The organism is Lysinibacillus sp. BSL11, from assembly GCF_052928325.1.
In genome coordinates, this window is the sequence record NZ_JAVGCX010000012.1 from 33,877 (window position 1) to 46,341 (window position 12,465).

At 38.4% G+C, this 12,465-nt stretch carries 11 protein-coding genes; 3 read left to right on the forward strand and 8 right to left on the reverse strand.

Annotated elements, in window-relative coordinates:
* Positions 1–150: 150 nt before the first annotated feature.
* Positions 151–1,086, reverse strand: coding sequence for an LCP family glycopolymer transferase (locus RCJ95_RS15065; RefSeq protein ID WP_004230561.1), 936 nt, complete (start codon positions 1,084–1,086; stop codon positions 151–153).
* Positions 1,087–1,367: 281 nt separating this feature from the next.
* On the opposite strand from RCJ95_RS15065, the gene RCJ95_RS15070 reads away from it, so the two are divergent.
* Positions 1,368–2,456 (forward strand): M24 family metallopeptidase, encoded by a 1,089-nt coding sequence (locus RCJ95_RS15070; RefSeq protein ID WP_446722442.1) that lies wholly within the window; start codon positions 1,368–1,370, stop codon positions 2,454–2,456.
* 14 nt (positions 2,457–2,470) lie between these two features.
* Entirely contained in the window at positions 2,471–3,670 is a 1,200-nt protein-coding gene (locus tag RCJ95_RS15075; RefSeq protein ID WP_313149816.1) for an aminotransferase class V-fold PLP-dependent enzyme, read from the forward strand.
* A gap of 27 nt (positions 3,671–3,697) precedes the next feature.
* Here the strand turns inward: RCJ95_RS15075 and RCJ95_RS15080 are convergent, their stop codons facing one another.
* The 5 genes from RCJ95_RS15080 to RCJ95_RS15100 form a co-directional block, all read right to left on the reverse strand.
* Positions 3,698–4,471 (reverse strand): IclR family transcriptional regulator, encoded by a 774-nt coding sequence (locus RCJ95_RS15080; RefSeq protein ID WP_221680342.1) that lies wholly within the window; start codon positions 4,469–4,471, stop codon positions 3,698–3,700.
* A gap of 446 nt (positions 4,472–4,917) precedes the next feature.
* Positions 4,918–5,346, reverse strand: a complete 429-nt coding sequence (locus RCJ95_RS15085; RefSeq protein ID WP_255600819.1) for a MarR family winged helix-turn-helix transcriptional regulator — start codon at positions 5,344–5,346, stop codon at positions 4,918–4,920.
* A gap of 25 nt (positions 5,347–5,371) precedes the next feature.
* Entirely contained in the window at positions 5,372–6,127 is a 756-nt protein-coding gene (locus RCJ95_RS15090) for an SDR family NAD(P)-dependent oxidoreductase (RefSeq protein WP_004230568.1), read from the reverse strand.
* Positions 6,128–6,286: 159 nt separating this feature from the next.
* The gene (locus RCJ95_RS15095) at positions 6,287–7,291 is read right to left on the reverse strand and encodes an anti sigma factor C-terminal domain-containing protein (protein ID WP_255600816.1); all 1,005 of its coding nucleotides are present in this window, start codon (positions 7,289–7,291) and stop codon (positions 6,287–6,289) included.
* Positions 7,281–7,784: an RNA polymerase sigma factor gene (locus RCJ95_RS15100; protein WP_221680341.1), complete on the reverse strand. Its 504-nt coding sequence runs from the start codon at positions 7,782–7,784 to the stop codon at positions 7,281–7,283. Before RCJ95_RS15100 ends, RCJ95_RS15095 begins: the two co-directional genes overlap by 11 nt.
* Before the next feature lie 196 nt (positions 7,785–7,980).
* On the opposite strand from RCJ95_RS15100, the gene RCJ95_RS15105 reads away from it, so the two are divergent.
* A complete protein-coding gene (locus RCJ95_RS15105; protein WP_004230571.1) occupies positions 7,981–8,349 on the forward strand; it encodes a hypothetical protein in 369 nt (122 codons plus the stop codon).
* 49 nt (positions 8,350–8,398) lie between these two features.
* Here RCJ95_RS15105 and RCJ95_RS15110 read toward each other — a convergent pair whose 3' ends face one another.
* Entirely contained in the window at positions 8,399–10,132 is a 1,734-nt protein-coding gene (locus RCJ95_RS15110; RefSeq protein ID WP_221680340.1) for an ABC transporter ATP-binding protein, read from the reverse strand.
* Positions 10,129–11,871: an ABC transporter ATP-binding protein gene (locus RCJ95_RS15115; protein ID WP_004230573.1), complete on the reverse strand. Its 1,743-nt coding sequence runs from the start codon at positions 11,869–11,871 to the stop codon at positions 10,129–10,131. The genes RCJ95_RS15110 and RCJ95_RS15115 overlap by 4 nt, the downstream gene beginning before the upstream one ends.
* Positions 11,872–12,465 lie beyond the last annotated feature (594 nt).

The window sequence follows — 12,465 nt, forward strand, 5'->3', positions numbered from 1 at the left end:
TTCGCACTTTACGTTTAGGTACATAGCTTTGCATGCAATGATTCAGCGCTGTATACCTCAGCACCTGGGTCCTCCCATTCATTCATCTCCCTCCCTTCGTGGCCAAAAAGTTTACAACTAGTATGCGACATTTGTAAGCAACTTGCTTCCTTATTTTTGTAAATGGTTTTTTAAATCCGTTTGTATTTTTTGAAGCTCTGCCTCATTCGGAATATAATACCAAATGCGGTTAATCCTTTCACCGTCTCCCTCTTCAAACGATAACTGCTCAATATCCTTATCCATTTTTTTATAAATACTTTGTAGCTGAATAAGATCCTTCACCGAAAAATTCATGCGAACATTGTCGCCTAGTACATTCAACATATCGGTTGCTTTTAATAATGTTGATGGTGTGGAGGCTTTTTTCATCACCGCTTCAATGATTTGACGTTGTCGAATTTGGCGTCCAAAATCACCTCGAGGATCTTCATAACGAATACGAGAAAAAATAAGGGCCTCATTACCATCTAATGTGATTTCTCCCTTTGGATAATGGTATTCGTCAAAGGTTAAATCCATATCATTATCGATTGTTACGCCACCCAGCGTATCAATAATTTGTAAAAAACCCTCCATATTAATAAAAACATAATAATCAATGGGTATATTTAAAAAGTTTTCGACCGTATCCACAGCCATAGGGACGCCTCCAAAGGCATAGGCATGATTAATCTTATCTACCGTATCATGACCAACGATTTCTGTTCGAGTATCACGGGGTATACTAAGCATTTTCATCGTCTGCTTTTCAGGATTCACAGTGATTACAATCATGGTATCGGAACGTCCACTATCATCTTTTCGTTCATCGACCCCAAGCATTAGAACCGAAAAGGGATCTTTTTTAATCACTGTTTTTTCTTCTGGTTGTGCTGCATCTGTTGTTTGAATAAGTGGTGTATTTATTTTATTCATAGTTTTTTGGATGGTAAAGTAGGCAGTACCTATAAAAATTAAAAAAATTGCTAATAGGCTACCAACAATCCACAGCCATAATTTTTTCTTGCTCTTTTTCTCTTTTGAGCGTTTCATGTTTTTTTCCATACATAAGTCCTTTCTTGCTTAACAATTTTGCCCCTCTTTTTGACGTATTAAGTTGGAAAAAAGTTTATCTAGTCTACTTATATGCATAATGAACGAAAAAAAGACGTACACTAGTATTTACTAAATTTACAACATACTATTCCCTCATTTGTCAATTATCTTCTTTATCCTCTATCAAAATGATGCTATCTTAATTTATTGAAAATTCATTATTGTTGATATATACTAATTTCCAGATACAACGTCTCTATAATAGAAACGTTTTCAGGAGGGATCACTCAATGTTTCAGAAAAGAAGAGATCAGCTCGTTTCCCGTATGCAGCAACAGTCAATTGATGTAGCAGTGCTAGTGCCAGGGTCAAGCATGTATTATTTTACAGGTCTTCAGTTAAAGCAAAGTGAACGCCTAACGGTAGCCGCTATTACTGCTCACCATCAATTATACTTTCTCGTTCCACAAGTAGAATTAACAAAAGTTGACTTGCGGAATGGTGGGACAATCTTATCCTATTCGGATGAGGAAGGACCGTCACAGGCCATCCAGCAACTAAAAAAAGAACTAGGAACAGCGCAGACACTTGGCGTTGAGTTTGACACCATGCGCGTGAAGGAACAGAAAGCTATCGAAAACCTTACATATGACACTTTATGTGATATCGGTGAAACCATTCGTGATATACGTATGGAGAAAGATGAACACGAAATAGCCTTCATGCGTCAGGCTGTACAGATCGTCGAAGAAAGTCTTGCAGCCACATTACCGATTATTCAAGCTGGTATTTCAGAGATGGAAGTCGCAGCCCAATTAGAATATGAAATGAGACGACGTGGATCAGAGGGAACACCTTTTGGAACCATTGTTGCTTCTGGTTATCGAGGTGCACTGCCTCATGGTAGAGCGAGCATGAAAAAAATAGAGACAGGTGAATTAATCGTCATAGATTTTGGCGCGATTTATAAGGGCTATGTGGCGGATATGACTAGAACAGTTGCTTTAGGAGAAGTTTCACCAACGCTCAAAACCATTTATAGTATTGTGAAGCAAGCAAATGAAACAGCCATAGCAGCCATAAAACCAGGTATGACAGCTCATGCCATTGATGATCTGGCAAGAGACATTATTCGCGATGCTGGCTATGGCGATACTTTCACACACCGACTTGGCCATGGCATTGGTTTAAGTGCACATGAAGAGCCTTATATGATGCAGCGTAATCAGCTAGTGTTAAAGCCAGGCATGGCCTTTACCGTGGAGCCAGGTATCTATGTGCAGGATGTTGGTGGTGTTCGTATCGAGGATAATTTAATCGTCACAGAAAATGGTTACGAAAATTTCATGACCTATTCGAAAGAATTAATCATTTTATAAGGTTGGTGTGTACAATGATCGATATGAGGAAAATACAACAGGATATGCCACTACTTGAACACTATATTTACCTAAACACAGCTGCTGCATCTGCCATGCCACAGCCAGTAGTGGATGAGATGACTAGCTATCTCCAAAAACAAGCAAGTATTGGTCCCTACTTGCCCTCCTTTCGTCAAGAAACGTATGCGCAAGTAGAGCGTATTCGAGAAAAAGCCGCATTGTTCATCGGCGCAACAAAAGAGGAAATTGCCTTTGTACCAAACGGTTCAGTGGCGATTAATTATGTCGCAGGGGGCTTGCAATGGAAACAGGGAGATGAGGTCATAGTGCTCGACACAGAAATGTTGAGTAACTATGTGCCTTGGCTTGCCCTTCAGCAGCAAGGGGTACAGCTGAAAGTGTTAAAAACCAATGATGAATATATGGTAGATTTATATGCACTTGAGCAACTCATTACACCACAAACGAAATTGATTACCTTTGCCCATATGTCTAATGCTGCTGGGGCACTCCAGCCCGCCAAAGAAATATGTCAGCTCGCCCAGCAACACCATGTACTAACATTGATGAATGCCAATCAAACACTTGGTTTAACACCGATTAATGTTGCCGAACTTGGCTGTGACTTTCTAGTTGCATGTGGGCGGAAATGGCTACGCGGCCCTGAAGGATCAGGTATTTTATATGTACGAGAAGCACTCATTCCAACATTGACGCCTATTATGATTGGCTGGGGCAGCACCCAGTGGGATTATCAGAACAATGCCTATTCTTTTTTAGAAACCGCTAAACGTTTTGAGCCAGGTTGTCCAATCATTCCAAGTATTTTTGGATTAGGTGCAGCTATTGATTATGCGAACAATATTGGTATCCACCACATATATGATCGTGTAAAGCAGCTAACAAACTATTTAATTGAACAGCTTGCAACCATTCCAAACATTGTCTTATATGGTCCTCAAAATAGTGCTCATCGATTATCGATTACGCCGTTTAACATTGAAGGGCTGTCACCAGATGAGCTAACCAATGCTTTAGCAGAGCACGGGGTCATCATTGAAGCAGGCACATTTATGGCGAATACCATCATGGAACGCAATCAGATTTCTAAAATGGCCCGTTTTTCACCACACTACTTTAATACGTTTGAAGAAATTGACATGGCCGTATCCATCATGAAAAAAATCCAAGCAAAGGCTCAAGATAGTTAATGTCTATCTTGAGCCTCTTTTTCATGCTTATTCATGATATAATTTAAAGCTGTATTGATCGAAATACCGTTGAATATTCATCGCTCCGTATTGAAGAACATTCACCATTTCAGGTAATTTCTCCTCTGTTGGCTTACGATAAATAGGACCAGCAATTGTTAAAGAGGCAATGACTTCTTTTTTACTATTAAAAAGAGGTACACCTATCCCAAATACTGAATGAGAGTACTCTCCCGTTGAAAAGCACCAGCCTTGCTGTTGTATTTTTTCTAAATCGGCTAACATTTCATCAGGGTCAGTAATGGTTTCAGGAGTTAATCTTTTCATCCCATGTTCCATGATCTCCTTTTTTCTCTCTTCAGGTAGATAAGCCATGATGACTTTACAAGATGCCCCGATATGTAGTGGTGTCCGCGTGCCAATCGACACTGAAAACTTAATGGTTTGAGAGCTCTCAGCTATTTCTACTGTGACACCATCTGTGCCATCCAGCCAAGTTAAAAATACGGATTCTTTAATGGTATCTGCAAGGTTGATCATAATTGGTAAAACAAAGTCAGAAAGATTTAATTTATCTTTAACCATCTGGCCATATTCTAGAAAGCGAAGCCCTAATTCATATTTTTTTGTCTCCGGATTTTGAATAAGAAAGCCTTGTTTTTCGAAGGTTGCTAAAATCCGATAAATAATGGAGTGACTAATATCCATCTCTTTCGCTAGCTCACGAACACCCCATGTAGGATTTTCCTTATTAAAATATTTCAGTACCTCCAATGAGTTATCTAATGTTTTTAATGTCATTTCACACCTCAAATGTCTCTATAATAGAACCGTATTTTGATTATAAAATGAACACGGACAATTTTCAATAAATTCAACTATTTTACAATTAGATTTTAAATGCACGATTTCATTTCAAGCAGTTCCTATGCACATTCGGATTGTGCAGAGCATGGCTATCACACTAATAAAGAAGGCTATCCGCTAGAATCCTCTTTCTATCCGTCATATATTGAGTTTTATCCGCCAGTTTGAACATTTTATCCACTTAGAGCCATTCTATCACGCAAAAAAAGAAGGCTATCCGTCAGAATCCTCTTTCTATCCGTCACATATTGAGTTTTATCCGCGAGTTTGGACATTCTATCCACTTAGAGCCATTCTATTCCGCAAAAAAGGAGGGCTATCCGCCTGAACAATGAAAAATCAACCCATCTCTTAAAAGGTAGGTTGATTTTTTTACATGGCTATTTCTGCTGAATACCCTGTACTAATTTTTCTTGAATCCGCAAGTATTGGGTAATTTCCTCGTCATCTAATACTTCAAAAAGCTGTACAAAGACCTCTTTCCCGATAGATTGAGCCTTTGCTAAAGCACTTTGACCCTCGTCTGTAATTTGTAAGCGAATGGTGCGACGGTCGGATGGATCATATAGTCTTTCTGCTAATCCAAGCTTGACCAGCTTTTCAGCAATGCTCGTCATAGCACCTTTTGTATAGCCGATTGTCTCAGCTAACTCGGCTTGTTTTTGTGGGCCTTTGACATGTAGCTCATTTAAAACTAAAATTGGTGAAATTCCTAAAGGATATGGGAACGCTTTTGTAAAACGTATAATATTCGCATTGTTCACCTGTTCAATCATATGAATCAGTTTAAAAATATTTGTCTGTTTCAAAAAAATCCTCCTCAAACGCTGAGAATTAATGAAGCATTAGTGAGCCTCCATCCACCATAATCGTTTGACCTGTAATATATTGAGAATCGTCAGAAGCTAAGAAAACAGCTACTCGACCGATATCTTGCTCAATATCACCAAAACGGCCTAACGGGATTTTACTTCTCACCGCTTCATAATACTCTGGCTGTGCTTTTGCCCATGCTTGTACACCTGGTGAATCAGCAAGCGGACTAATGATATTGACATTAATACCAAAACGTCCCCATTCATTTGCGGCAACACGGGAAATACCACGAATGGCTTCCTTGGCAGCGGCATAAGCAGCCTGTGTTTCATGACCTTGAATGCCTGCTCCAGATGCAAAGTTAATAATATTACCCTTAGTTTCTTTTAAATGCGGTAGGGCTGCTTGCATTAAATAGAAGGTTGGATAAAAACCTGTTCCAAATGACAAATCAAGATCTGCTTGTGTAGTTTCTTCTATTGTAACTTGTTTAGCAGCATGAGCGTTATTAACTAGCACATCTAGTTTACCGTATTTTTCTACGACTGTATCAATAATTTTTGGTAATTGGTCGCGTTCCATTAGATTAGCCTGTAAAAACATAGACTTCGGAGACATTTCTTGTAATTCTTTTGCCATTGCCTCGCCTGCTTCTGTATTTAAGTCAACAATTGTCACAATCGCCCCTTCCTTTACCATAGCTTTTGCCATTCCACTACCAATCCCACCTGCGCCACCAGTAATGATGACCACTTTGTTTTGTAGCTTACCCATTGCAACAACATCTCCTTCTTGTTTATCTGTTAATAGTTTAACATTAAACTATTTATTTTTAAACTAAATTGCTTCAGATAAAAAAGCCTATTCTAGAGAAGAGTTAATCCAAAATAAGCTTTTCTAAAATTGATTGTCCGTTTACTCTTTTCCAGCGCTCTATTTCTGATTCGATATTACACCAAATATAGACCCTTTAATGTAGGTTTGTCCTTGTAAAGACTGCAATTGCTCTGGAGTACCAGTTACTACAGCCCCGGTTATTTTCACATCACTTTTCTCTAGGGTTCCATTTTCCCCTACTAAAGCTTGATAAACCTGATTTGTTTCCCACTCAAAGTTCTTGCTTTTACGAAGAAGCTCAATGTTTCGAATAAAGGTCTCAACCTCGTCGTTTGAAGAGCGTCGAGGTTTAGGTTTAGATTGCTCTGATTGGAAGCCGTAAATGTATGGATCATTGGCTGAAATAGTATTCTGTCCTTGCTTAAAAAAATCTAGTGTAGCATCTGGATAGGCATCCACCCACCACCAATCTACTTGTACTTCAGAAGGTAGCTTGCTTTTAATTTCACCAAAATTATAGGCATCATCAAAGGAAATAGCTATTTCTACTAAAGTATTTTTCTCCAATTGATGCAGTTCACTAATATTATCTTGGTAATGATCGTAGGAAATCCTTGGATGATAAAAAAACATTTCTCGGTCACCTGTGTAGTCATTAAACCGTTCGAATTGATATGTTTCTGCCAGTGATTCTGAACCTTCTATCTGGATGGAGCTAGAAATGGCCGTTCGTGTAAGCGTTCCAAATAAATTATAATCGCTTTTGATAGGCTCCCAAATATATGGACGATGCTGATCTCCAAGCACCTTATAGGTTGTTGTTGTTATTTTCCCTCCCAGCAAATGATCGTCATAAACCTGATTACTAATTTGGACATTGGGCGCACTTATTTCGTTAAATAAATGAATATCATCCATTACTTTTTGCGCGCTATTTAACGATAAAGCCCTCAGCCCATACCATAATGCTATTAGCACAATGGGGGTAACGACCAATGTAATCCCAATCATTTTGACTGTTGACCAAAACCTTGCCTTTCTCATTATTTTGTTCGTTTGTTTATCATCAAACAAAAATTCATTTTCTTCTTTATTCATCATGAATATCCTCCTTAAATCGTTCTGTAAATTCTTCCCTAGCACGTCTGACATGCGTTTTTAGTGTGTTTTCATTCTTATTCATCAAGGCTGAAATTTCCTTATACGATAATCCCAGCTCATATTTCAGGATTAATAATTCCTGATGCAAAATGGATAGCGTTTCGAGTGTGTTCTGTATGTCCTTTAATTTTTCTTTCTTTAGCATTTGGATCTCAGGAATATGAATGAATGAAGTCAATTGAACCTCATCTAATTCTGTTGTTGGATGACGTGTTTCTTTTCTCTTGAGATCATAAAATTGATTGGTTGCTACACGATATAACCAACTCATTACTTTGTCTGACTGAATTCCATTTTTATGTAATAAAAATTTATAACATGTATCTTGGACGATATCTTCTGCATCCTCATGGGCTAATCCACGTTTTCTCAAATAACGATATAGCAGCGTTCCTGCTTGCTGTAGAAACGCATTCATTGATTGCTTTACCATGTCCACCTCCCTTCTGCCTATACAACGCAGAACTCCATGAAAAGTTTACATATTACTAAAAAGTTCCCATTAATTATTTTAGTTTAATGAAAACCAACAACATTTATTTTCAAATACATACAAGCATCTTTTTAATTTGACAAGAATATACTGTAGCAGCTAGCTAAAATCACTTTCAAGAAAGGAGTTGTGGATAATGGGTGCTAAATGGATAAAGGTTTCAGTCTTTTATTTATTGATTGTTTTTGCTTTTGGCCTGTTTATGCATTATACGGTTCAACTTCAATGGAAAGCGACACATGCTCATATTGGTGTGGTAGGTTGGCTGACTACTGGATTCATTGGTTTAATTTATTCGACTTATAAAAATGCTGCGGAGACAGGTCTCGCCAAAGCACAGTTCTGGCTTTATAATCTCGGTTTACCCTTCCTTTTTGTTGGCATGATGATGGTGTATTGGGATGTACCACGCTGGTTATTTGAGCTTTTCGTGTCTGGTGGTGGTATTGCTGTAGCGTTGTCTGTCCTGTTATTCTTTGTCAATGTCTTTAAATATGTAAGATAAATAGAAAAGCCCCGCTTCAGTTGAAGTGGGGCTTTTCATAGCTATTAATTTATTGTAAGGAGTTCGCTTGCATTTGATACATTTTGTCATAAATTCCGCCAAGTGCTAGCAGTTCATCATGCGTGCCGTTTTCTACAATTTTCCCGCGATCAAGTACAAGAATACGATCTGCATTTTTAATCGTAGAAAGTCGATGGGCAATAATAAACGTTGTTCGTCCTTTTTTCAGGACATCCATCGCATGCTGAATAATTTCTTCCGTTTCCGTATCAATATTCGATGTCGCTTCATCTAATATTAAAATTGCTGGATCAAATGCTAGAGCGCGTGCAAATGAAATCAACTGACGTTGTCCTGAAGATAATGTACTGCCCTTCTCAATGACTGGCTCCTCATAGCCATTTGGTAAATTAGCTAAAACGCGTTCCCCACCAACAGCATTTAAGGAAGCTTCTATTTTCTCCTGAGAGATGCGCGGGTTGTTTAAGCTAACATTGGATGCAATCGTACCCGTAAATAAGTAAGGGTCCTGTAGCACAATACCCATATGTTCACGCATCGTTTGACGTGGAACAGAGGTAATATCAATGCCATCAATGGTTATTTTGCCTTTTGACGGATCGTAGAAGCGGAACAACAAGTTCATTATGGAACTTTTCCCTGAACCTGTATGACCAACTAAGGCAATTGTTTCACCTTGATGTGCTTCAAATGACAGGTTTTTCAACACATATTCATTATCTTTATAGGCAAAGGAAACATCTTCGAAAACCACATTTCCTTTATATCGTGGGATGCTCTTTTTAGAAACAGGCTCGCCATTCGTATCTAGCACCTCAAAGACACGTTTACCTGCAATGAGTGAACGCTCAAGCTGTGAAAACTGGTTCACAATATTCGTGATCGGATTAAATAGCTTTGTTAAGTAATCAACAAATGCATACAATGTCCCTGCCGTAATCACTTCAGTTGCAGTAAATGAGCGTGTACCAAAGTAGAAAATAAAGACCGTAAACATGATGAGTCTTAGCGTATTCACAAGGTTAAAGGATGTAGCTGAATCAAGCACCAGCAGCTTACGTTCATACGCATAATGCTCATTATTCATGTCATCAAATTCCTTCGTCATTTGCTGCTCACGACGGAACGCCTGAATAATTGTCATGCCCTGAATGGATTCATTAATCATGGCATTAATATCTGCAATTTTTGTACGAATGACATCGTTGTATTTAGAGGCAAATTTTCGATATAAAATCATCCACACATAAACAATTGGAATCATGGTTAAAGCAAGCATTGCCATTTTCCAATTTAAAATAAAGAGCGCTATATACACCCCAAAAATAGAAATAAAGCTCGTCGCAAAATTAGATAGTACCTGTACATATAAATTCCGAACTGCCTCTGTATCGTTTGTTACACGAGCAACAATTTTACCCGCTGGTAAATTGTCAAAGTATTGGATCGGTAAAGTTTGAATATGTTCAAAGACATCTTTACGTAATTTTTGGATGACACGATTTGCCCCAATTTGCAAATAAATATACATAAAATAACGTAATATGGCTGTTGCAATGGCTAAAAGTAAATAAACAATGAGCAACCATGTAATCGGTTTGATTTCTATATGACCGATTGTCATATAATTATCAATAATATGTTTCGCAATAAACGGTCCAACAAGCTCCGTGAATACGGCAATTGTTAGGAAGAATAAGCCTAATAGTATCGGCTTTTTAAAATACATCGCATAGCGTATTAAACGTTGACTCGTACTCATGAGGCACCTCCTTCTAGCTGCTGACGGTCAAATTGCTCTTTATACCATCCTTGTTGCGCAAGAAGTTCCTCATGTGTTCCCTGCTCTACAATTTGCCCATCATCCAGTACGATGATGACATCGGCATGCTGAATACCAGACAAGCGATGTGTCGTAATAATCGTCGTTTTACCTTGACGTTCACGCTGAATATTTTCAATAATTCTTGCCTCTGTCTTCGCGTCGACAGCGGAAAGCGAATCATCCAGCATTAAAATTTCAGGATCTTTAATTAAAGCACGAGCAATAGACACACGTTGTTTTTGACCGCCTGAAAGAGAGACACCCTTTTCTCCAACAAGTGTTTCAAGGCCCATTGGTAGATTGTCTAAATCCTTTTCAAAATAAGCGGCACGTATCGCCTGCTGCAACTCTGCTTGTGTTGCATCTTCTTTCCCAAATAATATATTTTCACGAATAGTTCGTGAGAATAGCACATGATCTTGTGGCACATAACCAATCCAATCGAGGATCTGCTCCTTCGTTTGAGCCGTAATATCGATACCGTCAATGGCAAGCTGTCCCTGACCAATTGGGTATTCTCGCAATAATTGGCGTAGGAAGGTTGTTTTACCTGCTCCCGTTTTACCTACAATGCCAAGGGTTTGACCTTTTTTCAAGGAAAGTGAAATCTGCTGTAGGTTTTTCACCTGACTCATCGGATATTGGAATGTTAAGGCATCAAAGCCAATCGCATTTGGTGTCGCAATCATTTGGGGATTCGGAATATTTCGAACATCTGCCTCGTAGTTCAATGTTTCCTGCACGCGATCTAGTGAGGCATTCCCCTGCTGCATAACATTGATGAGCTCACCAATCGCAAATATCGGCCAAACAGCCAAACCTAAATAAACATTAAACGTCACCAGTTGCCCAACCGTCATCGCTTCTGTTGCCACTAAATGAGCCCCGTAACCAAGTGCTACAACATAGCTAATGCCTGTTCCAACTTTTGTAATCGGGCCAAATAAAGCATTGATTTTCGCTGTATGAATATTTTTCGCATACACAACTTCACTCATATCTGCAAAATTAGCCTCATCCTTTTTTTCCTGCACATAGGCACGCACCACGCGCACTCCTGCTACAGATTCCAGCACACTATCGTTTAGTTCCCCAAAAGCATCTTGTGCCTTCATATATCGCTCATGAACAATTTTTCCCAAATATTGAATGAGGATCGCCATAATAGGGACTGGTAACATGGCAAAAAATGTGAGCTTCCAAGAAATCATATAGCCCATCGCAAAAATGATAAAGCCCATATAAATCGTTGAATCAATCAACGTCATAATGCCAAAACCTGCTGTCATGGATACGGCATTCAAGTCATTTGTTGCACGTGCCATCAGGTCACCAGTACGGTTTTTTTCATAAAATGTTGGGGTCATGCGTAAAAAATGCTGCATTAAATTACGACGTAAAATTTTCTCAAGGTTGATAGCTCCTTCAAATAGTCGGAATTGCCACACAAAATTTAATAAATAGCCCCCAATAATAATCCCAATAAAAATCAAGACATACTTTGTTAAAATAGCTGGTGTCATTTCTCCTGCAGTCAATAGATCTATAATAGAACCGAGTAGATAGGGAGGGACAACCTCTAATCCACTGGCAACCATTAGTAGAATAATGGCCACCGTATATTGCTTCCAGTATTTTTTAAAGAACCAGCCTAATTTACTTAACACATCAAACATACATCATAACCTTCTTTCCTCCGTGCTGTTGTGGATGACTACCCACTTTCTAGAAATTCCTTTTTGAAAATCATTCTTCTAACTGTTTTTGTCATATACATACACTCCTTTTTGTTTTCACTACAACCTTTTTTGCACAAAAAAAGACACATACCCTAAAAGAGTAAGTGTCTCTTATAAAAGGCAGGATAATTCCATACCTAGTTCTGCAATAGTAAATAAAGCGTTAGGCACGGACAATGTATGTAACTGTGATTGAATTTGATGCGGATAAAATTAACATTGTCATGCCCTCCTTTAGTTTATTTGTTATAGTGTTCTTGAAGATTATCACACTATAGAAATATTTGTCAACTATCACCCTGTTATTTTTTATCATTTTCAGGAAATAGTTAGCGCTTTAAAGCATTGAAATGCTTCAAGGAATCAAAGGGAGAACATGCTTAAAATTACAGTGTTGTCTATAACCTTACAATAATTCTACAGCACAAACATTAACCTAAAGACTGAAATACACGACTAGTGATTTTGATACCAAGTAGTAGACAATAGAATATTCTTTTTGCGTCTGTTGCACTCCTTCCATATGCTTAT

Excerpts from the sequence above, each read along its gene's own strand:
- RCJ95_RS15065 (WP_004230561.1), bottom strand. The coding sequence starts at position 1,086 with ATGGAAAAAAACATGAAACGCTCAAAAGAGAAAAAGAGCAAGAAAAAA.
- RCJ95_RS15070 (WP_446722442.1), top strand. The coding sequence starts at position 1,368 with ATGTTTCAGAAAAGAAGAGATCAGCTCGTTTCCCGTATGCAGCAACAG.
- RCJ95_RS15075 (WP_313149816.1), top strand. The coding sequence starts at position 2,471 with ATGATCGATATGAGGAAAATACAACAGGATATGCCACTACTTGAACAC.
- RCJ95_RS15080 (WP_221680342.1), bottom strand. The coding sequence starts at position 4,471 with ATGACATTAAAAACATTAGATAACTCATTGGAGGTACTGAAATATTTT.
- RCJ95_RS15090 (WP_004230568.1), bottom strand. The coding sequence starts at position 6,127 with ATGGGTAAGCTACAAAACAAAGTGGTCATCATTACTGGTGGCGCAGGT.
- RCJ95_RS15095 (WP_255600816.1), bottom strand. The coding sequence starts at position 7,291 with ATGATGAATAAAGAAGAAAATGAATTTTTGTTTGATGATAAACAAACG.
- RCJ95_RS15100 (WP_221680341.1), bottom strand. The coding sequence starts at position 7,784 with ATGGTAAAGCAATCAATGAATGCGTTTCTACAGCAAGCAGGAACGCTG.
- RCJ95_RS15105 (WP_004230571.1), top strand. The coding sequence starts at position 7,981 with ATGGGTGCTAAATGGATAAAGGTTTCAGTCTTTTATTTATTGATTGTT.
- RCJ95_RS15110 (WP_221680340.1), bottom strand. The coding sequence starts at position 10,132 with ATGAGTACGAGTCAACGTTTAATACGCTATGCGATGTATTTTAAAAAG.
- RCJ95_RS15115 (WP_004230573.1), bottom strand. The coding sequence starts at position 11,871 with ATGTTTGATGTGTTAAGTAAATTAGGCTGGTTCTTTAAAAAATACTGG.